The organism is Blautia massiliensis (ex Durand et al. 2017), from assembly GCF_001487165.1.
Taxonomy (GTDB): domain Bacteria; phylum Bacillota; class Clostridia; order Lachnospirales; family Lachnospiraceae; genus Blautia_A; species Blautia_A fusiformis.
The window spans coordinates 635,652-655,942 of record NZ_LN913006.1; the positions used below are offsets into that span (position 1 = coordinate 635,652).

The 20,291-nt window shown below is 44.2% G+C and carries 26 protein-coding genes and 2 pseudogenes; 27 read left to right on the plus strand and 1 reads right to left on the minus strand.

The genetic code is table 11. The features are described from left to right. Positions 1-108 precede the first annotated feature (108 nt). From BN3261_RS03925 to BN3261_RS03990, 17 genes and pseudogenes are all read left to right on the plus strand, one after another. On the plus strand, positions 109-765 hold the full coding sequence (locus tag BN3261_RS03925) for a YecA family protein (protein WP_235812340.1): 657 nt from the start codon (positions 109-111) through the stop codon (positions 763-765). 404 nt (positions 766-1,169) lie between these two features. After that, positions 1,170-1,628, plus strand: coding sequence for a DUF6075 family protein (locus BN3261_RS03930; RefSeq protein WP_005426619.1), 459 nt, complete (start codon positions 1,170-1,172; stop codon positions 1,626-1,628). Continuing rightward, complete coding sequence (locus BN3261_RS17625) at positions 1,628-1,804, plus strand: hypothetical protein (RefSeq protein ID WP_005426617.1); 177 nt, start codon at positions 1,628-1,630, stop codon at positions 1,802-1,804. Before BN3261_RS03930 ends, BN3261_RS17625 begins: the two co-directional genes overlap by 1 nt. Positions 1,805-1,827: 23 nt before the next feature. Then, on the plus strand, positions 1,828-2,604 hold the full coding sequence (locus tag BN3261_RS03935) for a ParA family protein (RefSeq protein ID WP_005426615.1): 777 nt from the start codon (positions 1,828-1,830) through the stop codon (positions 2,602-2,604). Then, entirely contained in the window at positions 2,597-3,484 is an 888-nt protein-coding gene (locus tag BN3261_RS03940) for a ParB/RepB/Spo0J family partition protein (protein WP_059085507.1), read from the plus strand. The genes BN3261_RS03935 and BN3261_RS03940 overlap by 8 nt, the downstream gene beginning before the upstream one ends. 22 nt (positions 3,485-3,506) lie before the next feature. Then, positions 3,507-4,586, plus strand: a complete 1,080-nt coding sequence (locus BN3261_RS03945) for a DUF6017 domain-containing protein (RefSeq protein ID WP_059085508.1) — start codon at positions 3,507-3,509, stop codon at positions 4,584-4,586. After that, positions 4,583-4,969, plus strand: coding sequence for a DUF6050 family protein (locus tag BN3261_RS03950; RefSeq protein ID WP_005426609.1), 387 nt, complete (start codon positions 4,583-4,585; stop codon positions 4,967-4,969). The genes BN3261_RS03945 and BN3261_RS03950 overlap by 4 nt, the downstream gene beginning before the upstream one ends. Next, on the plus strand, positions 4,935-5,222 hold the full coding sequence (locus BN3261_RS03955; RefSeq protein ID WP_015541255.1) for a DUF6809 family protein: 288 nt from the start codon (positions 4,935-4,937) through the stop codon (positions 5,220-5,222). Before BN3261_RS03950 ends, BN3261_RS03955 begins: the two co-directional genes overlap by 35 nt. A 59-nt stretch (positions 5,223-5,281) precedes the next feature. Beyond that, a complete protein-coding gene (locus BN3261_RS17630; RefSeq protein ID WP_005426607.1) occupies positions 5,282-5,476 on the plus strand; it encodes a hypothetical protein in 195 nt (64 codons plus the stop codon). Next, entirely contained in the window at positions 5,454-5,759 is a 306-nt protein-coding gene (locus BN3261_RS03960; protein WP_227094345.1) for a helix-turn-helix domain-containing protein, read from the plus strand. The genes BN3261_RS17630 and BN3261_RS03960 overlap by 23 nt, the downstream gene beginning before the upstream one ends. Continuing rightward, positions 5,756-6,562, plus strand: a complete 807-nt coding sequence (locus BN3261_RS03965; RefSeq protein WP_005426603.1) for a hypothetical protein — start codon at positions 5,756-5,758, stop codon at positions 6,560-6,562. The genes BN3261_RS03960 and BN3261_RS03965 overlap by 4 nt, the downstream gene beginning before the upstream one ends. A 124-nt stretch (positions 6,563-6,686) precedes the next feature. Next, entirely contained in the window at positions 6,687-7,169 is a 483-nt protein-coding gene (locus BN3261_RS03970) for a PcfB family protein (protein WP_059085509.1), read from the plus strand. 119 nt (positions 7,170-7,288) lie between these two features. Continuing rightward, positions 7,289-9,148, plus strand: a complete 1,860-nt coding sequence (locus BN3261_RS03975) for a VirD4-like conjugal transfer protein, CD1115 family (RefSeq protein ID WP_235812411.1) — start codon at positions 7,289-7,291, stop codon at positions 9,146-9,148. 241 nt (positions 9,149-9,389) lie between these two features. Beyond that, positions 9,390-9,542 (plus strand): annotated as a pseudogene (locus tag BN3261_RS17085) (Maff2 family mobile element protein); the annotation flags it as partial. Between the two features lie 141 nt (positions 9,543-9,683). Next, the gene (locus BN3261_RS03980; RefSeq protein WP_015536482.1) at positions 9,684-9,908 is read left to right on the plus strand and encodes a helix-turn-helix domain-containing protein; all 225 of its coding nucleotides are present in this window, start codon (positions 9,684-9,686) and stop codon (positions 9,906-9,908) included. A gap of 18 nt (positions 9,909-9,926) precedes the next feature. Further along, on the plus strand, positions 9,927-10,346 hold the full coding sequence (locus BN3261_RS03985; RefSeq protein WP_015536483.1) for a nuclear transport factor 2 family protein: 420 nt from the start codon (positions 9,927-9,929) through the stop codon (positions 10,344-10,346). 35 nt (positions 10,347-10,381) lie between these two features. After that, a complete protein-coding gene (locus tag BN3261_RS03990; RefSeq protein ID WP_015536484.1) occupies positions 10,382-11,146 on the plus strand; it encodes an MBL fold metallo-hydrolase in 765 nt (254 codons plus the stop codon). 46 nt (positions 11,147-11,192) lie between these two features. On the opposite strand, the gene BN3261_RS03995 is transcribed toward BN3261_RS03990, so the two are convergent. Next, a complete protein-coding gene (locus tag BN3261_RS03995) occupies positions 11,193-12,014 on the minus strand; it encodes a helix-turn-helix domain-containing protein (protein WP_015536485.1) in 822 nt (273 codons plus the stop codon). Positions 12,015-12,546: 532 nt separating this feature from the next. On the opposite strand from BN3261_RS03995, the gene BN3261_RS17095 reads away from it, so the two are divergent. The 10 genes and pseudogenes from BN3261_RS17095 to BN3261_RS17105 all read left to right on the plus strand — a co-directional run. After that, positions 12,547-12,732: a hypothetical protein gene (locus BN3261_RS17095; protein WP_110925746.1), complete on the plus strand. Its 186-nt coding sequence runs from the start codon at positions 12,547-12,549 to the stop codon at positions 12,730-12,732. After that, a complete protein-coding gene (locus BN3261_RS04005) occupies positions 12,733-13,074 on the plus strand; it encodes a hypothetical protein (protein WP_015536487.1) in 342 nt (113 codons plus the stop codon). Beyond that, positions 13,067-13,366 carry a DUF3847 domain-containing protein gene (locus tag BN3261_RS04010; RefSeq protein WP_015536488.1) on the plus strand — a complete coding sequence of 100 codons (300 nt, stop codon included), beginning with the start codon at positions 13,067-13,069 and terminating at the stop codon, positions 13,364-13,366. Before BN3261_RS04005 ends, BN3261_RS04010 begins: the two co-directional genes overlap by 8 nt. A 517-nt stretch (positions 13,367-13,883) precedes the next feature. Continuing rightward, positions 13,884-14,222, plus strand: a complete 339-nt coding sequence (locus BN3261_RS04015) for a helix-turn-helix domain-containing protein (protein WP_015536490.1) — start codon at positions 13,884-13,886, stop codon at positions 14,220-14,222. Between the two features lie 185 nt (positions 14,223-14,407). Beyond that, a complete protein-coding gene (gene mobQ, locus BN3261_RS04020; protein ID WP_015536491.1) occupies positions 14,408-15,997 on the plus strand; it encodes a MobQ family relaxase in 1,590 nt (529 codons plus the stop codon). A gap of 63 nt (positions 15,998-16,060) precedes the next feature. Next, a complete protein-coding gene (locus tag BN3261_RS04025; protein WP_055262359.1) occupies positions 16,061-16,702 on the plus strand; it encodes a CHC2 zinc finger domain-containing protein in 642 nt (213 codons plus the stop codon). Then, positions 16,671-18,008 (plus strand): virulence-associated E family protein, encoded by a 1,338-nt coding sequence (locus tag BN3261_RS04030; RefSeq protein ID WP_055262356.1) that lies wholly within the window; start codon positions 16,671-16,673, stop codon positions 18,006-18,008. Before BN3261_RS04025 ends, BN3261_RS04030 begins: the two co-directional genes overlap by 32 nt. A 241-nt stretch (positions 18,009-18,249) precedes the next feature. After that, positions 18,250-18,447, plus strand: a complete 198-nt coding sequence (locus BN3261_RS04035) for a hypothetical protein (RefSeq protein ID WP_015536493.1) — start codon at positions 18,250-18,252, stop codon at positions 18,445-18,447. A 6-nt stretch (positions 18,448-18,453) separates the two neighbouring features. Continuing rightward, on the plus strand, positions 18,454-20,118 hold the full coding sequence (locus BN3261_RS04040) for a recombinase family protein (protein ID WP_059085510.1): 1,665 nt from the start codon (positions 18,454-18,456) through the stop codon (positions 20,116-20,118). Between the two features lie 89 nt (positions 20,119-20,207). Then, positions 20,208-20,291 (plus strand): annotated as a pseudogene (locus BN3261_RS17105) (Maff2 family mobile element protein); the annotation flags it as partial.

Consider the following 20,291-nt stretch of genomic DNA (forward strand, 5'->3'; position numbering starts at 1 on the left):
GAGTCAACTCCCAAAACTCTAATCAATAGTTTACATGCAACAGCCAGAAATTTCGATACACCCTCTTATTGGACGCTTACGATTAATACTCTATTAGGCGAGTTTATAGTGGCTTATCCTTATTTGATTCCGGCTTTGTCGTTACAATTTTGTGATGAAGGAAGTGTAGATCTTGAAGTGGAGGGAACTACAACAAGTACGTATGAAGATGTAAAGCAGTTTTATTTAGATGCATATGAGACGTTAGGAAATCTTTTGATTATTCCAGCGGCAATTGATAATATAAAAAATAGAGGTGATGCGAACGATTTTATTGCGAACAATGCAGGAATTGTTTCTTTGGATAAATTTATAGCTGCGACAAAAGCTAATAGATTTCATTTATATAACAAGAATGAACTCTATATGCGTACGATAGATGTAAAGTATAATCAAAAACTTCGGAATGCAATAGGACATAATGATGTTGAGTATGAAACATCAACTCAAAAAATAATATATATTCCAGATCCTAAAAAGAGAGAAAAGAAACTGTCTGAATATCTGCTTGAATTTGAAATTGAAGCATTAAGTATGTTTCAAGCAATTTTGGTTATTTCAGAATACCTTTATAGGTTAAGAGAATTAGAATTGCTTGCTAAAGGGGTAGTGCCTTTGCCAGTTGAATTTCCTATAAAGGAAAGAAAAAAGAAAAAGATTTATCCTAATGAAAAGTGTCCATGTGGCAGTGGACTGAAATATAAAAAATGTCATGGAAGACTCTAAAAATCCTTAGTAGTAATCTTTTATTTTTTACTACCAATTTTACTACTAACAGGTAGTAACAACATGCTCAATTCTGCTCTGATTTGCTATAATCTGTAATTTCAGAGCATTTCACAAAATCTCCAGAAATCCTTGCAAAACAGGGTACTGCAGGGCAAAACAAGGAGAAACAAGGAGAAACAAAATTATGATAAAAGTGCTTTTCATTTGCCACGGCACTACCTTAGCAAAATTCTGAAAAACCTTGATTTTACAGTATATTTTTGAACCAGTAGGGATGTTTTACTAAGTTTTTACTAAAGAGAGGAATCCCTAGCACGAATTTAGAAAAGTAACATATAGTATGACCTTATTAATTGGTAGAACAATTGGTAAGGTCCTTTTTTATTTCAAGGAGGTTCAAAATGAAAAGTACAGCGTTAGGAGCAGAAAACATTATTTTTATCAGTGATGCACATGAAAAATTCTACTATGAAAAATTACAAGAAGTACGGTATCAGGATGTGTACCATAAGGCATTGTGTTATTGTCTGGGTATTAATGGAGATACCAGAAAAAATGCTGACAGAATTTATAATTTTAAAACGGGGTCTGTTAAAACGAAATGTTTACATGAAGGATGGCAGACAAGCGGTAGCTTAAAAGTGGTAAGGATGGCATTTAATCTGTACTGTAACAGCACGCCAAGCGTTTGGGATTATGAAGATGCAGAGGAACAGGTAAACGAGTGCAGACAGTATACAGTAGAGGATATCTTCTGCTGTGTATATGCACCATATTTTTGGCAGGCAATACAGATCCGTTATCCGGAATATGTAGTGTACAATCAAAAGTTACATGCCATGCTTGGAGGAATAGATTAATGCTGAAAGTGAGACTGATGGGAACAAAAAATGATATTGCATGGTTTCAGAAAATCCTGCAGCGTCATCCTAAAATTGAAGTTATGGAATTATCGGAACTTTATTCCAATAAAGGGACGAGCAAATATTATAGAGCTTATGCTGAAATTGAAAAAAGTAATGTAAATAAAAAATAGTAGAAAAACAGGAGAATTATATCATGTGCAAAATAATCGCAATCGCAAATCAAAAAGGTGGAGTAGCAAAGACTACAACCACTATTAATCTTGGAGTAGGACTGTCTAAGGTTGGAAAACGTGTAATGCTGATAGATGCTGATCCACAGGGACATTTGACAATGGGACTTGGTTTTCCAAAGAACTTAAGGGTAACATTGAAAACAATGATGGAAAATATCATTATGGGATTAGAATTTGATCCCAGGGAAGCAATTTTACACCATGAGGAAGGAATAGATGTAATTCCATCTAATAAACTTCTTTCGGGAATGGACATGTCATTATTTACGGTAGAGGACAGAGAAAAAGTCTTAAAAGAATATCTGGAACTTTTGGAAAATGATTATGACTATATCCTGATTGATTGTATGCCCTCGTTGGGAATGATGACAATTAATGCGTTAAGTGCAGCTGATAGCGTTTTGATTCCGGTGCAGCCTCAATACTATGCGGCAGATGGCCTCATGGAATTACTGAAAGTTGTGAAAGGCATTCATCAGAGATTTAATCCTGATTTACAGATTGAAGGGATTCTGTTTACAATGGACAGCAGTCATTATAATAATTCAAAGAGAAATAAGCAGGCAGTACGAGATGCTTATGGAGCAGAGATTATAATTTTTGATCAGACAATTCCAAGAACAGAAGCTCTTGCCGAAACTGCATCAGAAGGTGTCAGTATTTTTTCTTACGATGCAAAAGGAAAAGGTGCGTACAGTTATCAAGCACTTGTCCAGGAGGTGCTGAATCATGCGTAAACCTAAGAAAGAAATTCAGCTTACTTCTTATGATGAATTGCTTGGAATCAATGAAGCTGAACAGAATACTCTTAATCAGATTGTTGAAGTGCCATTAAATGAGTTACATCCTTTTAGAAATCATCCATTTCATGTAAATGATGATGAAAAAATGGCTGAAACAGTAGAAAGTATCAAGAATTATGGCATCTTAAATCCTGCATTGGTACGTCCTCGCGCAGAGGGAGGATATGAACTGATTGCTGGTCACAGGAGAAAACGTGGTTGCGAACTGGCTGGAAAAAGTAAAATGCCAGTACTCATACGGAACTATACCGATGATGAAGCCGTAATCGTTATGGTGGATTCTAATATACAGAGAGAAAATTTGCTTCCAAGCGAAAAGGCATATGCTTATAAGATGAAGATGGATGCAGTAAAACATCAGGGCATAAAAGACGAAAACGCAGCTTCTGTTGACAGTGCAGATCTGGTTGGACAGGCTGCCGGTGACAGTGGAAGAACCGTTCAGCGTTACATACGCTTGACCTGTCTTATTCCGGAATTGCTGAAATTGTTGGATGAAGGAAAGATTAATTTTACAGTAGGTGTTTCATTAACCTATTTATCAGAAACGGAGCAGATTTGGGTGAAAGACTGCATAGTGTCTGGAGCAAGCTCTGTTACAGGTTCAATGGCGACAAAACTGAAGCAATACAGCGATGAAGGTAATCTGACAGAATTAGCGGTACAGCTTATTCTGAATGAAAAGAAAACAGAGACAGGAAAAGTTACTTTAACTGAAAAGAAAATACGAAAGTATTTTCCAAAGGAATATAACAGAGAACAGATTGAACAGGTTATCTATGAACTGCTTGATAACTGGAAGAAAAGCCAATAACGAGGGAAGGAGGGAAAGCAAAATGGCAAAATCCGAAAGCACAAAAATAGAGTTTGGTTATTTTCACGATTATGAATCGGAACAGTTTGCTTTTTACCGTATTCCCAAAGTATTATTCACAGATGAATATTTCCGTAATCTGTCCAGCGATGCAAAGGTTCTTTATGGGCTGATGCTGGACAGAATGGCTTTATCTATCAGACATCAGTGGTTTGATGAAGAGGGTAAGGTTTATATTATTTTTACTGTTGAACAGGTTATTCAGTATATGAATTGTGGAAGAGATAAAGCAATGAAAACGCTTGCAGAACTGGATACCAAAAAGGGAATCGGATTAATTGAAAGAGTCAAACAAGGATTTGGTAAACCGGATATTATTTATGTAAAGAACTTTATTTTAAGGACATCAAAAGATGTTAAAAACAATGATGAATCCGAAGAGAGTATTCAACAAAATCGAGAGGTCGAAGAAGTCGACTTATCGGAGTCGGAAAAATCGACTTATCGTGGTCGGAAAAATCGACTTCAAGGGGTCGGAAAAATCGACTTCAAGAGGTCGGAAAATACGACTTATCGTGGTCGAAAAATCAGAACTACAGAGGTCGGAAAAATCGACCCAATTAATACTAAATATAATTATACTGATATTAGTAATACGGACAGGAATAATACTGATCTTATCAATCTTTCAGATTCTTCCGAACAGCAGTCAATGGATTTGATGGAAGAGATGGAGTTATTCCAGATGAATACTGCACTTGTAAAAAGAAATATTGAATATGACTGTCTTGTACAACGATGCAGACTAGGGGAACAGCAACAGTTGGATGAAATTGTGGCACTAATTGTGGAAACAATCAGCATAGAACGGGAGAATATTACGATCAGTGGAGTGAAATACCCATATCAGTTCGTAAAAAGCAGATTATTGTTGCTGGAAGAAAGCCACATAGAGTATGTACTTGATTGTCTGCATGAGAATACCAGGGAAGTAAAGAACATAAAAGCGTACTTGCTTACCTGTCTTATGAATTCAATAACGACAATAGGCAATTATTACCAGGCAAAAGTAAATCATGATATGTACGGAGGTGGCATATGAGAGGAAAAGAAATTATAACAAAATTGATAATTCCTGGTGCAATAGCTATGATTATCTGCTTAATTGTTCACCCTATGTGCATGAATGGTGAAATATTAGACTGGAGAAAATTATTGCTTTTTGTGGGAATACCTTTCGGAATCCAGAAAATGTTTTTGTTGGTCGTTCCAAGAAATGTGGGGACAGGGGAAATGCTTGGTTTGGTGGTACTTAAACTGATGGTAGGAAGTTTGATTGGAATAGGGGTTCTTGCCTGGAGATTATTAGCTGTAGCAGGCATTTTGCTAAAAAACGGCATTTCTGGAATTATATGGATCATAAAAAGACTGAAAGAAATGGTGATCAAAAATGAGCGAAAAGCAACTGGAAAAATTGTATTATAGCATTTATCCAATGAATCAATGTGAGACACAAAGTAAAAGTTATGAAGAGACAAAGGAACTGTGTGAAACATTAGAAAAGGAAATGATAAGTCTAATGAGTCCGGATCTGCAGGCAATGTTTGAGGATTACAAGGAATATACTTTAAATCTTAAACAAACAGAACAGAGAGACGCTTACATAGATGGATTAGCGTTTGGGATTCGCACAATTTCGGAAGCCTTTTTACATGAGAACAAAAATAGAATATGGTGATTGAAAAAGCAGTCTGTCAAGGCTGCTTTTTCTGTACCGCTTACATAGGAGGATGAGATGTGATTGATTTGATAATTATTATTATGGCAGGAATAGTGCTTTTGTTTTTGCTGTCTTGTTGCTTTATGGTTGCAAGGCTATTGGATGAGGAAATATCTATGTATGGATATGAAGGAAAAGAAAACTGGGAAAGGGAACAACTTCCCGACAAATTGTCGAGAAGTTCAACAGATGAAAGACATGGAGATAAATGAAAAGATTCGTTATTTTCGGAAACAGAGAGGGCTATCGCAGGAGCTGCTTGCAGAACGAACAGGAATTAATGTGAATACAATTCGGAAGTATGAAATAGGCATACGAAAGCCGAAAGTAGAACAATTAAAGAAAATTGCGGATGGACTTGAAATTAGTGTAATAGAATTTTTGGATATTGAAATAGAAAATGAAGCGGACTTGATTGCTATGCTGAAAAAAATCAGTCCGTTTTTTAAATGGGACGGATTGCTTCATGTATTGGTGGGGGAAAAGTTTTTATGATTGGTGTTGGAAGTGCATTGGTATCACTGTTGCTGATCTTTGTTTGTTATTCACTGACACTGACAGCGAAAAGAGCAGATGAAAATTTATTGATGATTTGTGAAAAGAATCAGAAAAATGAAGAAGAGAGAGGAAACCGAGAAATGGAATCACAGAGAGACATTTTAAGAGTAATTGAAAAAGAAATCAAAAAAGGAAGTGCGCCAGTTGCATTTGCAGGTTTGGGGTTTTCCGAGGAATGTTATCATTTGGTAGATAGTCAGGCTAAGATGAACCAACTTTTAGATTATTTTTTTCGCAATGAAGAATACGCAGCTTTGGCAGAGCGGCAGGTGAAAAGTAATATCTATGCAGAAATGGGCAAAAGGCTGAATTTCCGTAGTGCCAGATCTGATCGAGACAGAAAGAATATGGAGGTAGCGGCAAAACGATGGATTAAGAAAAAGCATCCAACATTTGATGGTGATGTATATGTCGAAAATATCCGGTGTTTTCTGGACATTTCCCAAGAAGAGTTAGAAAAACGTAAATGTACAGTCAATGAACAGGATACGACAGCACTTATTTTCAGCCAGAAACATCTTGAAGCATTATACTTGCAATGTCTTATGCACAGACGAAATGCGATGCAAGAGATTCCGGAATTAAAAGGTTTGTCAGAAACGTGCAACAGGATTTATAAATTGCAGGATGTAGATGTATTATTCCAATGCCTGCTGATGGATCAGATGGATTGGGAAGAAGAAAAGTTATATGTGCAGTTCAGCACAATTTATTTATTGAAGCAGACAGTGAAAAATTAAAACCCATGACTTCTCGACAATTTGTCGGGAAGTGGAAAGGAGTCAAATTCCAATGAAAATATATCTCCCCCATCTGTTAGTACCACCGTAATTTGCTGATCAGAGTCGAAAGGAGGCGTGCAAATTGCAGGAAGAAGTTACTCAGAAAACAATCGCATTGTCGGTTAAAACTGCAAGAGTGACTGCCGACGTGTTAAAAAATATGCTGCGGAAGTATCTGTCAGGACAGAAGCAAAAGGGAAAGAATTCTTATAAGGTTGGAAAACAGTCATACAAAGAATTGAAAAGCCAGGGTTCTGGTTTATCTAATATTGAGATCACAGATGGAAATATCAAGTCTTTTGAACGTGTGGCGAAAAAATACCGTTTAGATTTTGCCTTGAAAAAAGACAGTTCGACCAAGCCACCGACCTACTATGTGTTCTTTAAAGGACAGGATACAGAAATGATGAATCTGGCATTTAAGAAATATTTGGGTGTACAGATGAACAAAAAGGATAAACCATCTATTATGAAAAAACTTATGCACTTTAAGGATGCTGTGTCTAAAGGAAAGAACAGAGAACGAGCAAGAGAACAGCAGAAAGACAGAGGGCAGAGTTTATGACGGAGAAAAAACAGCAGCATAAGAAGAAAAGAGGAAAAGTTCAGCATATCAGAGGTTCTCCGAAAAAGAGAAAAATATTTGGAAAAGCTGTTTTTTCTTCAGAGAGTATCCCAGGAAAAATGCTTGCGGATGTGAAAAATCTGATTACGGACAAGGCAAGTGAATTGAAGAGGGCAGATCAGAAAAAGCTGTTTTTAGCTAATTTCCCCTATCTGATGTTTGCTTATTTTTTCAATAAGATTGCCTGGCTGTATAGGGTAAACACCGGAGCAACTTCTTGGGATAAATTGATGAATACCATTACTTATTTTGAACTGGCGTTTCAGAATCTCTGGCCAAGTTTGAATCATATAGATTTGTTGTGTGGAATCGCAGGAGGCGTGGCTGTAAAGTTTATTATTATTTACCGCACGAAAAATGCCAGGAAATATCGGCTGGGTGTGGAGTATGGTTCTGCCAGATGGGGAACAGAAAAAGATATACGACCATATGCTGATCCTGAATTTGAAAATAATATTATTCTCACAGAAACAGAGAGTCTTACTATGTCAAGCAGACCAAAGAATCCGAAATACGCCAGGAATAAAAACATTCTGGTAATTGGCGGTTCCGGTTCTGGAAAAACCAGATTTTTTGTAAAGCCTAACATTATGCAGATGCACAGCTCTTATGTGATTACTGATCCGAAGGGAACTGTGCTTCTGGAAGTTGGCAGTATGCTGGCAAAAGGCAGTCCGATGACGGATGAGAATGGAAAAATCGTGCGGGACAAAGAGGGAAAAGTTATATATGAACCGTATAAAATCAAAGTTTTGAATACAATTAACTTCAAAAAATCCATGCACTATAATCCATTTGTATATATCCGCAGTGAAAAAGATATTCTAAAACTGGTAACAACCATTATTGCTAATACCAAAGGTGAAGGGCAGCAATCAGGTGAGGATTTTTGGGTAAAGGCGGAAAAACTCTATTATTGTGCCTTGATTGGTTATATCTGGTATGAAGGCAGGGAAGAAGAAAAGAATTTTAATACTCTGTTGGAAATGATCAATGTGTCAGAAGCCAGGGAAGATGATGAGAATTTCAAGAATCCAGTAGATCTGATGTTTGATGAACTGGAGCAGAAAGACCCGAACCATTTTGCAGTAAGGCAGTACAAAAAATACAAGCTGGCTGCCGGTAAGACAGCAAAATCTATTCTGATCAGTTGTGGTGCAAGACTCGCACCCTTTGATATTGCGGAACTGCGGGAGCTTATGAGTTATGACGAGCTGGAATTGGATCTGGTTGGTGACAGGAAAACTGCATTGTTTGTTATTATTTCAGATACCGATGATACCTTTAATTTTATTGTTTCTATTATGTACACACAGCTTTTTAATCTGCTCTGTGACAGAGCTGATGATGTATATGGAGGCAGACTTCCAATTCATGTGAGGTGTCTCCTGGACGAGTTTGCGAACATCGGACAAATTCCTAAATTTGAAAAATTGATTGCTACGATTAGAAGCCGGGAAATCTCAGCTTCTATTATTTTGCAGTCAAAGTCTCAGCTTAAGGCAATTTATAAGGATAATGCCGATACCATCGAAGGGAACTGTGATACGACCTTATTCCTGGGGGGAAAGGAAAAAACGACATTAAAGGAAATAGCGGAGATCCTGGGAAAAGAAACCATAGATCTTTATAACACATCGGATACGAGAGGCAGTCAGCGGTCTTATGGAATGAACTACCAGAAAATAGGAAAGGAGTTGATGAGCCAGGATGAAATAGCAGTCATGGACGGAGGAAAATGTATTCTGCAGGTGAGAGGTGTCAGACCATTTTTCTCAAATAAATACGATATTTGCAAACATAAAAACTACAAATATCTGTCCGATTATGACAAAAAGAATATCTTTGATATTGAAAAATATCTGAGTACTAATCTGATACTGAAACCAGAGGATGAAGTGGAACTGTATCAGATGTAACTTCTCGACAAATTGTCGGGAAGTGGATCATGGGAGGAAATCATGAATAATTTGGAAAAAAGGAACAGTCGGTATCCATCGACGAAAATGAATATACCGACTGTACGTGTGAAGAATTTTCCAAGTAGAAAATCCTATGCTTAGTGTAGCACAAAAGGCAGGGTTTATATAGTGTTTTCTTCCCTTTCTGGAAAAAATCTAAGAAAGGACTGGAAAATGTAAGTTTTCCAAAGGTACACTTATGGCATTTTTTACAACGGCAATTACGACCTTAAAAACATTGGTTTGTGCGATCGGAGCCGGACTTGCAGCCTGGGGAGTGATCAATCTGCTGGAAGGATATGGAACGGACAATCCGGGTGCAAAGTCACAAGGAATAAAACAGCTTATGGCTAATTAAATGTAATAAAAGTGAAGAAAGGAAAAGCACAATCCAGACGGAACCGGCGGTGCGGTCAAGAAATATTGTGGAAACGCAAGATTTCTGCTATAATGGGTACAGAACATTTGACGATGGAAAGAGAGGCGGGAGCCTATGCACATCAGCTATCAACCGCTATGGGACACTTTGAAAGAGCGTGGCATGAGGAAAGAGGACTTGCGGCTGTCCGCCGGTCTGACCACCAATATGATTGCCAACATGGGCAAGGGAAAGCATATCAGTATGGAAACACTACTGCGTATCTGCAAAGCATTGAACTGTGGAATTTTGAATGTGATTGAATTAGAGCATGACGAAGAAGCTGAAATATCAAATTAACAAGGAAGGTTCTGCGAAATGGACAATAGAGAAAGAATTATCAGACTTTGGTTTGATATGTGGCTTACAAAGAAAGATTTAGGTATATCCGATATTTTTTCAAATAATGCCATCTATATTGAAAGCTGGGGGCCGGAATATCACGGAATAAAGAAGATAATACTTTGGTTTGAGGAATGGAATACCCGGGGAACCGTCTTACAATGGGACATCAAACAGTTTTTCCATAAAGACAATCAGACTATCGTTGAATGGTATTTTAAGAATAAAATGGACGACGGTAATGTAGAAGCGTTTGATGGAATATCACTGATTGAATGGACACCAGATGACAAGATTGCCCTCTTAAAAGAATTTGGTTGCAATGAAAATCGATATGACCCTTATAAAGATGGCACTATACCACATTTCAGAGATGAAAACGCAAAGTGGTTTTAGCCGGGAAATTTAGTTGTTGGAGGTAATTATGCAGAATGGATAATTGGTTTACCATTGAGCAAATAGACCGTGATACATTCTCTATTAGCGAATACAAACACTGGGAAGAAACACATTGCTATCTATTATGTGGAGAAAAATGCGCTATTCTCATTGATACAGGCTTAGGCGTTTCCAACATCAGAAAAATTGTGGACAGTCTAACAGAGCTGCCTGTTATGGCAATTACTACTCATGTTCATTGGGATCACATCGGCGGGCATAAGTATTTTGATAATATCGCTGTATATGAAGCGGAAAAGGACTGGTTATCAGTCAGGTTTCCGATACCGTTGCAAGTTGTAAAGAACAATTTAACAAGACTTCCTTGTAATTTTCCAAGAGATTTTGATATTAACGCCTATCAGATATTTCAAGGTATGCCACAAAGAATCTTGCAGGATGGAGATTTTCTGAATTTAGGCGGACGGGAAATTCAGGTTATTCACACGCCGGGACATTCTCCCGGACATTGTTGCTTTTACGAGCCAGAAAGAAATTACTTGTATTCCGGGGATTTGATATACAAAGGAAGCCTTGACGCATTTTACCCAACTACTGATCCGCAACTATTTTATCAATCCATAAGGCGGATACAGAAATACAAAATAAAAAAAGTTCTGCCCGGACACCACCAGTTGGATATTCCTGTTTCTTTGATAGGTGACATTGAAGCCGGATTTGCACAATTATCGAGAGCCGGAAAACTCAAACAGGGAAATGGATTGTTTGAGTTTCGAGACTTCCAAATTCATATATGATTCAAAACTGCCGTTGCAGGAACACCCGTTCCCACAACGGCAGTTTTCATTTCCACGGCCTGCGCCGGAAGTTGATCCCGGAATTTTTAATCAGTGGCGATCTTTTGAACAGTCTTTTCAGGGTCACTCTTTCCTCGTCTGTGAGCCGCTTGTATTTTAGCTGGAACGCCTTGCAGAAGATTTCCAGAAATTCCTGCACCCTGTCGCCGGTGGATTGCATGGCCTTTCGGACTTCCTTTATCAGTTCATCGGCGGGTGTGGTATCCGGCGCACTCTCCATGTCGTTCTCATGGACTTTGCGTATATCGTGAAGGATAGCGTCCCATGTTTTGTGTGTCACATGACAGAAAAAATCTTCTTCCTCTATCTGACCGGCTTCCAGAATTTTCAGGGAACGGTCTGCGGCAGCTTCGGGATGTTCTTCCAGTATCATTGCCCGGACAGCAGCCAGCGCACTGTTGATGTCATGGAACCGCATGGTAACCATTCCATCCACATAGATTTCTGCGTCAGCCATCAGCTCTGCAAATTTTTCGTGGGACATCATCTCGCACAGCAGCCGGGTATTGATCCGTCCGCTTTTCAGAAGCGCCACAGCTTCATCGGTCAAATGCAGTTCGGACAGCGGGGTATTTATCTGCTCCCGGTTTTCTGTCCGGCAGAACAGATAGTCAATGGACACCTCATAAAAGTCTGCCAGTGCGATAAGGTTGCCGTGATTGATTTCCTTATTTCGGTTTTCTTCATTTTCATAGCTGGCTAAAGCAGATTTTGAAATGCCGGTCTTTTCCGCCAGTTCTTCCAGCTTCAAGCCCTTTTCCACCCGTAAATCTTTTAAGCGTTCCTGCAAGGAAACATGGTCTTTCATTGGTTTGCCACTCCCTTCCCATGTGGTTTTCGAGCATATATAACCATTATACCATACCGTTCCGAAATCGTGGAAATTTTCGATTTTGGGGCGGTATTCCTACTTTCTGGACATACGGGAAAGGGTTCAAAAATGAGCTATGATTAAGTCAGTTCATCGATGGATTATTCCAATCGAATGACCGGCCTGATGAGATATGCTCCCCGGCGATGTAGCGCAACGACCTGCGGCAAGGAGTTGGAGGAACCTTGACCGCAGCGAGCGTACCAACGGGAACAAAACGCTGCTGTGAGATTCAGGGGCAGGAACGACATCAGGGAAACCCGGCAGAACTGACACCAAAACGCTACCCAAACATGACGAATCGACGGGGCGTAGTCTGCCCTGTCCATGATACTATGGGGCTTTTTAGGGCGGCTCTATGGCCGCCTTTTCCTTGAAAATCGCCCCGAAACATGACACCAAAAACCGCTATCCGCCCATCTCTACCGTTACGGCTGAAATGGGCGGATTTTCCATGATAGGAGGCACCATGCCGAGAATGAGCAAGAAACGGAAGTTGGAGTTGTCCTTCTTCCTCAATGACCGGGGGCGTGTGGCCTGCAATGACCTGTGCCGGAAGTGTCAGCATGAGTGCAAACAGAGCTTTCGGGCTGTCGTGATCGACTGCCCCCATTACCTGTCCAAACGAGCCAAGCGAAAGGAGAAAACCGACTAAATGGAATTTGAATTTATGACCGCAGACACCGTTCTGCCGCCCTGTATGCCACTTCCCACCGCCATACTGCGGCTGCCGGTCAGCAGCACCGCAAAGGTCATGTATGCCCGACTGCTGGACGCCACCTTTGCGGCGAGTACGGAGGATACCAACGGGATATTGTTTGTCCGCTTCCCCATTGTGGAGCTGGCGGCGGCCTTGTCCCGCAGCTCCGTGACCGTCAAGCGTTCCTTGAAAGAATTGGAGGACGCTGGACTAATCCTGCGGGTGCGCCGGGGCGTGGGAGAACCGAACCGCATTTACACGCTGCTCCCCAAGAAGGAGGGCTGCTGTGATGAATGAAAAGCTGAAAAAGCTCAACCAGCAGCTTGCCAAAAGCGAAGCCAGACTGCGGCGGGCACAGCACGAAGAAAAGATACTGGAACACCAGATGAAGCAGCTTACCCGGAAGGAACGGACGCATCGGCTCTGTACCAGAGGGGCTATGCTGGAAAGTTTCCTGATAAGGCCGGAAGTGCTGACGGACGATGATGTGATGGACATTCTGAAACAGGCATTTTCCCAAACAGGCATGAAAGAAGCTGTTGCAGAAAGTGTGAAACAGAGGGTAGCTGGGGAACCTCTTACGAAGTAAGGGCGCAACTATACACCGGTCGAGCCGGTGCGTTGCGTCCTGCCGGAAGCCCCTTGCAGGGAGCAGATGATTTCCGCAGATTTTCAATCTGTTCCAATCATCACAGGGGAAGCTATACTTCCCCTGCGCTGGCTGCCGCCAGCTACCCCTTTGTGGACTTGCCGCCCAGAAACACCTTGCGCTACAAGCTGTTCCCGTCCAGCAAGTTTTATCAGTCAAGCTATCCTTATCTACGGTAATTTAGTATAATAAGGTTAAAAAACAGAACGCTATCTTTGTGCAACCGATATGCAACTGATAATTGCTTGATAGTTGGTGGTAGCAACACGGTAATTCAGATAGAATAAAGCCAACAAAGAAAGGAGGTCGTCCAAATGTTAGTAAACATCATTATGATTGTAGTCGGAATAGTTTTCTCATGTATCTTTGTCGGCTTGCTTACCGTTGTTATTCGTGCATTACTTAAATATATCCGCACAGAGGAATAAAGCCGACAGCAACATTAGGAGGTGGTCAAATGAAAGTAAGCGTATTTATGATAATAGTTGGAATAATTTTCTTATGTATCTTTGTTGGTTTGCTTACCCTTATTGTTCGTGCATTACTCAAATATATCCATTCAAAAGATGTACGGCAAGAAAAATCTGTAGTGAGGAAATCGCTGGGTGAAGCACTCAAAGCGCACAGAACACAGTGCAAAATGACGCAGGAATTTGTTGCTGAAACGATTGGTGTTAGCAGGCAGGCTGTTTCAAAATGGGAAAATGGAACATCTGACCCTTCCACATCAAATCTTTTTGCACTTGCAAAACTTTACGGTGTTTCTGTTGAAGAATTACTAAAAGAAGTTGAATAATCTTCATACAGATATTTTATTTCATCTTCGAGCCATCCTGACCCGAACTTTCAAAACTGAATACCAGCGGCCCACCGGCACCACCGAGCAGGAAATCATTGAACGGTTTCCTGCTTTTCTTTTACCCAAAATGCGGTGGCAAACCACCACCTCATCCAATCACCCACAGGAAGGAGGAAGCCGTTATGCCCTGTCCCCACCACGATATAAAAATCGTCCAGCGCAGCAACCGCCAGTCAGCCGTAGCCGCCGCAGCTTACCAGAGCGGCGAACGGCTGTTTTCTGAGTACGACCAGAAGCAGAAATACTATTCCGAGAAACGAGGAATTGTCCACACGGAAATCATGCTGCCGCCCCACGCACCGCCGGAGTACGCAGACCGCAACATCTTGTGGAACGCTGCCGAGACACAAGAAAAACAATGGAACTCCCAGCTTGCCCGCAGGATCGTACTTGCCATACCGAGGGAAATCCCCTCGGAGCAACACGCCGACCTGATCCGGGACTATTGCCGGGAGTTTTTTGTTTCCAAAGGCATGATTGCCGATTTTGCCATTCACGATAAGGGGGACGGGAATCCCCACGCCCACATCTTGCTGACCATGCGGGCAATGGACGAAACCGGGAAATGGCTTCCCAAGAGCCGGAAGGTTTATGACCTTGACAAGAACGGCGAGCGTATCCGGCTCCCGTCCGGGAACTGGAAAAGCCACAAGGAGGACACCGTAGACTGGAACGACCAGAAGTACGCCGAGATATGGCGGCAGGGCTGGGCGGCTATCGCCAATCGCTATCTGGAAGCCAATGACCGCCCGGAACGCCTTGACCTTCGTTCCTATGAACGGCAGGGGCTTGATAAAATCCCCACCGTCCACATGGGGCCAGCGGTCAGCCAGATGGAGAAACGAGGGATACAGACCAACATCGGCAATCTCAACCGGGATATTACCGCTGCCAACCGGCTTATGCAGTCCATCCGTCAGATGGTGCGTCACCTGAAAGGCTGGATCGCAGACCTGAAGGAGAAAAAAGTCGCCCTGCTGGAAGCCTTGCAGGAAGCGAAGAAACCCACCCTGCCGGAGCTGCTGGGCAAATATCTGGATTTGCGCCGGGAGGAGCGCACCAGCTGGACGAGCAAAGGCCAGCTCAAAGGCACTGTGAACGACTTCAACAAGGTCATGGACGCTATCCGCTATCTGCGGGAAAAAGAGCTGTCCACCGTGGAGAGTTTGGACACCTATCTGGATACCGTCAGCGGGCAGGCCGTTTCTATCCGGGCAGAGATGAAGCCGAAGGAAAAGCGCATGAAAGAGATCGACACCATGCTTTCCCATATCGCCAACTTTGAAGCCCACAAGGCAGTTCATACAGAATATGCCGCCATCCGGTTTAAGAAGCCAAAGGAACAGTTTGCCGCCGCCCATCGGGGCGAGCTGGACGCATACAATGCCGCTGTCCGCTATTTCAAGGTGCATTTGGAGGGAACCAAGTACAGCACCAAGAAATTGAACGAGGAACGGACACAGCTTGCCGGAGAGGTGGCCGAGTACAGAGAACGCCTGTCAGCGGTGCAGGAGGATGTGAAGATTCTCCGGGATGTGCGTCACTGGCTCAATCAGGTGCTTCCGTCCGAGCAGTACCGCCAGACAGCCGAACCGGGCAAGAAACCGTCCATCCAGCAGGCAGTCAAAGGCAGGGCGCAGCGTATCCGGGAGGAACAGGGCGAGAAACGCCAGCAGCCCCGCACAGAGAAAAAACAGGATATGGAACTTTAACAGGCGCTTGCCATTTTCTTTTCGAGAATGACAGACGCTTTTCTTATTTTCAAGAGGATTTAGTTGAATGTATTTGAAGCTGTCAAGCAGTCTGTTACCACCCGGCAGGCTGCCGAGCATTTCGGAATCCGGGTGGGACGAAACGGGATGTGCGTCTGTCCCTTCCATGCCGACAAAAACCCAAGCATGAAGGTTGACCGGCGCTTTCACTGTTTCGGCTGTCAGGCAGACGGGGATGTGATCGACTTTGTTTCCCGTCTGGAAGCTGTCAGCCCCAAGGAAGCCGCCCTCATACTGGCACAGGCGTTTTCTGTCCCCTATGAGAACAGGGAGCCGCCCCACAGGAGCCAGAGGAACCCCCGGCAGGAAACCCCTGAACAGCGGTTCCGCCGTATGGAGCGTTACTGCTTCCGGGTGCTGTGTGATTACCGAAACCTGCTGTGCCGCTGGAAACGGGATTATGCCCCCAAGACGCCAGACGAGGATTTCCACCCGCTCTTTGTGGAAGCCCTGCAAAAGCAGGACTATGTGGACTATCTGCTGGATGTGCTGCTCTCCCCGGACATGGAGGAACGGGCAGCCCTTATCATCGACTGTGGAAAGGAAGTGAGCAATCTTGAAAGACGAATGGCAGAGCTTGCCGCCGGAGATACGGCAGGCCGCAGAACAGACCATGCAAGAATCACCGCCGCCCCGGAGCGTTGAGGAAGTCAAAGCCATGCTGGAAAGCACCGAGAAAGGCGGCGTCCGCAACAGTATCCGAAACTGCCTGACCGTCTTTCAGAATGACCCGCTGCTTTCCGGGGCAATCGCCAAAAATCTCTTGACCGAGCGCACCGACATCATTAAGCCCATCGGCTACAACCGTACCGGCACCGCTATCACGGACACGGATATGAACTATCTGCTCCTGTATCTGGAAGAAACCTATGGGCTGACCAGCGAAAAGAAGATTGCCGCTGCCATCGGGATCGTTGCCAATGAAAACGGCTATCACCCCATCCGGGACTACCTGAACGGCCTTTCATGGGACGGAACCGAGCGTATCCGTACCTGCCTGCACCACTTTTTAGGAGCCGACAGCGACCCGTACACCTATGAAGCCCTGCGGCTGTTCCTGCTGGGAGCCATCCACCGGGCATTTCATCCCGGCTGCAAGTTTGAGGTCATGCTCTGTCTGGTGGGCGGTCAGGGAGCCGGAAAATCCACCTTTTTCCGGCTGCTGGCTGTGAAAGACGAGTGGTTTTCCGATGACCTTCGCAAGCTGGACGATGACAATGTGTACCGCAAGCTGCAAGGCCACTGGATTATTGAGATGTCGGAGATGATCGCCACCGCAAACGCCAAGAGCATTGAGGAAATCAAGTCTTTTTTGAGCCGACAGAAGGAGGTCTATAAAATCCCATACGAAACCCACCCGGAGGACAGGCTGCGGCAATGCGTGTTCGGCGGCACTTCCAATGCCCTGGACTTCCTGCCCCTTGACCGTTCCGGCAACCGGCGCTTTCTGCCGGTCATGGTGTACCCGGAACAGGCGGAAGTTCACATTCTGGACGATGAAGCCGCTTCCAGAGCCTACATGGAGCAGCTATGGGCGGAAGCCATGACCATTTACCGCAGTGGGGATTTTAAGCTGTCTTTCAGCCCCGAAATGGTGCGCTATCTCAAAGAACACCAGCGGGATTTCATGCCGGAGGACACCAAGGCCGGGATGATCCAAGCCTACCTTGACCGCTATACCGGCAGCATAGTGTGTTCCAAGCAGCTTTTCCGGGAAGCCCTGAACCACCCCTTTGACGAGCCGAAGCAATGGGAAATCCGGGAGGTCAACGACATTATGAACCATTGTGTCACAGGCTGGCACTACTTTTCCAATCCCCGGATGTTCCCGGAATACGGCAGGCAAAAGGGCTGGGAGCGTGAAGCCCCGGCAACGGATACCAGCAACGGAGCCGAAAAAATTCCGGAGGGATTTGTGGAGGTCACAGAGCAGATGGAGCTTCCTTTCTGAAAATCCCACCTCGTTGCCGACTTTGTTGCACTCCCGTTGCCGGGCTGGTTGCCGGGGAAAGCCCCGTAATTGCGGGCTTTTTCCCCTATCAGCAACCAAAGCAACAGAAAAATAAAAGAAAATATAAATTGTAACCAAACCGCCAGACAGAGATGGTTTTGAGGTTTTTTGAAGCCCGTTGCCGGACTTCGTTGCCGACCTTCTCCTTGTCTGGCTATTCTATTATGGAGGATAACTGCCTATGGCAAAAACGAAAACAGAGATTCATGTTACCACAGTTTTTGACGGTGAGCTGGACGCAGCGGATGTCTTTGTGAGCCTGATTGCCCAAAAATATGGGCAGAATACCGGGAAGGAAAATCTTGCGAAAACACAAGATTTAGGATATAATAAAGACGAGGTTCAGAAGAACCGTGTTCCGTCTGGATTGTGCGGGTAAACGGTTATGATGAACGGATATGAATACACAGGCATGGACGCAATTCTGGCGGGCAGCTTCCGGGTGGCCATCTATTGCAGGCTTTCCAAAGACGATGACCTTGACGGGGAGAGCGCCAGTATTGCCAACCAGCGGGATATGCTGGAAAGCTACTGCGAAAAGCAGGGATGGGAGGTTGTGGCAGTCTATCAGGACGATGGCTACACGGGGCTGAACATGGAGCGCCCCGACCTGAAACGGATGTTAAAAGCCATCGAGCGCAGGCAGATAAATCTTGTGATAACGAAAGATTTATCGAGGTTGGGCCGAAATTACTTGCAGACCGGCACACTGATCGAGGACTTCTTCCCCCGTCACGGCGTCCGCTATATCGCCATGAATGACGGTATCGACACCATGCGGGACAACAACGACATTGCGCCGTTCAAGAACATCCTGAATGAGATGTACAGCAAGGATATTTCCAAGAAGGTACATTCCTCGTATCTTCTGAAAGCCCAGCAAGGCCAGTTTACCGGCTGTGTGGCTCCCTTTGGGTATCGGAAAGACCCAGAGGACAAAAACCACCTGCTGGTGGACGAGGAAACCGCCCCCATTGTCCGGCAAATCTTCCTTTGGGCGCTGGAAGGACACGGCCCCAACTTCATCCGGCGCAGGCTGGAAGAACAGAAGGTGCCTTGCCCTACATGGTGGAACCGGGAACGGGGCTTCCGCAATGTCCGCACCAAATGGGAAAAGAAAGACCCGGAAAACGGGCGGTATATGTGGGACTTCTCTGTGATAAAAGACATCCTGATGAATCCCGTTTATACTGGGGCGATAGCTTCCCAAAAGAAGGACTACCGCTTCAAAATTGGAACCATTGGCGAGAAGAAGCCGCAGGACTGGATTGTGGTGGAGGAACGGCACGAACCGTTGATTGACAGCAAAAGTTTTGCCATCGTGCAGGACAAGCTGAAATCCCGCCAGCGCCCCCGGCAGGACGGGGAAACCAGCCTGTTTGCCGGGCTTATCAAGTGCGGCGAGTGCGGCAAGTCGTTGACCATCCGCACCACCCACGCCAAGCACCCGCAGCAGATTTACGCCTGTAAGACCTATGGGGCGTTTGGCAAGAACCATTGCACCCAGCACCGGGTGGAGTACGACACCCTTTACCACCTTGTCCTGAACAAAATCCGGGATTGCGCCAAGGCTGCCCTGACCGATGGGGAAGCCATTGCCGGGAAGCTGACCGACACCTGCGAAGCCGAACAGAAAGGCCAACGGGAAGCGTTGGAGCGTTCCCTGACAAAAGACGAGGAACGGATTGAGGTGCTGGAAAAGATGGTGCTGCGGCTCTATGAGGACATGGTTGCCGGGCGGATCAGCGAAGCCAACTTCAATCTCATGCTGGACAAGACGCAGAAGGAACAGGCCGAGTTGAAAGAACGGGTTGCACAGGGACGCAAGAAGCTGGCTGATGAAATGCGGCTGGCGATGGACGCCAAACAATGGGTGGACGCCATTCAGGAATATGCCGACATCACGGAGTTGGACGCCGCCACCTTAAACCGCCTGATTAAAGAAATCGTTGTCCATGAACACATCGACAGCGATAAGACACGACACATTTCTATCGAAATTCACTTCAATCTCAAACCCATCCCGGAGGTGGAACAGGTCAAGGGCTGACCTGTCCCCTCCGGGGCGGTTCTAAAACAATTCCATATATTTTTTGACACGCCGCCGCCTGCCATCGAGCAAGGTTTTACTCCTATTTGGGGATAAAACAGTTGATGGCGGGCGGTGGCATCGTACTGATTGGAATAAACCTGATTCCACAGCTTGCAACTTTGTTTGGATAA

What these genes read in the sequence shown, in the direction of transcription:
- BN3261_RS03960 (WP_227094345.1), top strand. Translation starts at nt 5,454, where the DNA reads ATGAAAGACATGGAGATAAATGAAAAGATTCGTTATTTTCGGAAACAG.
- BN3261_RS04035 (WP_015536493.1), top strand. Translation starts at nt 18,250, where the DNA reads ATGGCAAAAACGAAAACAGAGATTCATGTTACCACAGTTTTTGACGGT.
- mobQ (WP_015536491.1), top strand. Translation starts at nt 14,408, where the DNA reads ATGCCCTGTCCCCACCACGATATAAAAATCGTCCAGCGCAGCAACCGC.
- BN3261_RS03965 (WP_005426603.1), top strand. Translation starts at nt 5,756, where the DNA reads ATGATTGGTGTTGGAAGTGCATTGGTATCACTGTTGCTGATCTTTGTT.
- BN3261_RS04015 (WP_015536490.1), top strand. Translation starts at nt 13,884, where the DNA reads ATGAAAGTAAGCGTATTTATGATAATAGTTGGAATAATTTTCTTATGT.
- BN3261_RS17625 (WP_005426617.1), top strand. Translation starts at nt 1,628, where the DNA reads ATGCTGAAAGTGAGACTGATGGGAACAAAAAATGATATTGCATGGTTT.
- BN3261_RS03945 (WP_059085508.1), top strand. Translation starts at nt 3,507, where the DNA reads ATGGCAAAATCCGAAAGCACAAAAATAGAGTTTGGTTATTTTCACGAT.
- BN3261_RS03995 (WP_015536485.1), bottom strand. Translation starts at nt 12,014, where the DNA reads ATGAAAGACCATGTTTCCTTGCAGGAACGCTTAAAAGATTTACGGGTG.
- BN3261_RS03950 (WP_005426609.1), top strand. Translation starts at nt 4,583, where the DNA reads ATGAGAGGAAAAGAAATTATAACAAAATTGATAATTCCTGGTGCAATA.
- BN3261_RS03990 (WP_015536484.1), top strand. Translation starts at nt 10,382, where the DNA reads ATGGATAATTGGTTTACCATTGAGCAAATAGACCGTGATACATTCTCT.
- BN3261_RS04005 (WP_015536487.1), top strand. Translation starts at nt 12,733, where the DNA reads ATGGAATTTGAATTTATGACCGCAGACACCGTTCTGCCGCCCTGTATG.
- BN3261_RS03940 (WP_059085507.1), top strand. Translation starts at nt 2,597, where the DNA reads ATGCGTAAACCTAAGAAAGAAATTCAGCTTACTTCTTATGATGAATTG.
- BN3261_RS04010 (WP_015536488.1), top strand. Translation starts at nt 13,067, where the DNA reads ATGAATGAAAAGCTGAAAAAGCTCAACCAGCAGCTTGCCAAAAGCGAA.
- BN3261_RS03980 (WP_015536482.1), top strand. Translation starts at nt 9,684, where the DNA reads ATGCACATCAGCTATCAACCGCTATGGGACACTTTGAAAGAGCGTGGC.
- BN3261_RS03955 (WP_015541255.1), top strand. Translation starts at nt 4,935, where the DNA reads ATGAGCGAAAAGCAACTGGAAAAATTGTATTATAGCATTTATCCAATG.
- BN3261_RS04030 (WP_055262356.1), top strand. Translation starts at nt 16,671, where the DNA reads ATGCAAGAATCACCGCCGCCCCGGAGCGTTGAGGAAGTCAAAGCCATG.
- BN3261_RS03930 (WP_005426619.1), top strand. Translation starts at nt 1,170, where the DNA reads ATGAAAAGTACAGCGTTAGGAGCAGAAAACATTATTTTTATCAGTGAT.
- BN3261_RS04040 (WP_059085510.1), top strand. Translation starts at nt 18,454, where the DNA reads ATGATGAACGGATATGAATACACAGGCATGGACGCAATTCTGGCGGGC.
- BN3261_RS03975 (WP_235812411.1), top strand. Translation starts at nt 7,289, where the DNA reads ATGCTTGCGGATGTGAAAAATCTGATTACGGACAAGGCAAGTGAATTG.
- BN3261_RS17095 (WP_110925746.1), top strand. Translation starts at nt 12,547, where the DNA reads ATGCCGAGAATGAGCAAGAAACGGAAGTTGGAGTTGTCCTTCTTCCTC.
- BN3261_RS03985 (WP_015536483.1), top strand. Translation starts at nt 9,927, where the DNA reads ATGGACAATAGAGAAAGAATTATCAGACTTTGGTTTGATATGTGGCTT.
- BN3261_RS03935 (WP_005426615.1), top strand. Translation starts at nt 1,828, where the DNA reads ATGTGCAAAATAATCGCAATCGCAAATCAAAAAGGTGGAGTAGCAAAG.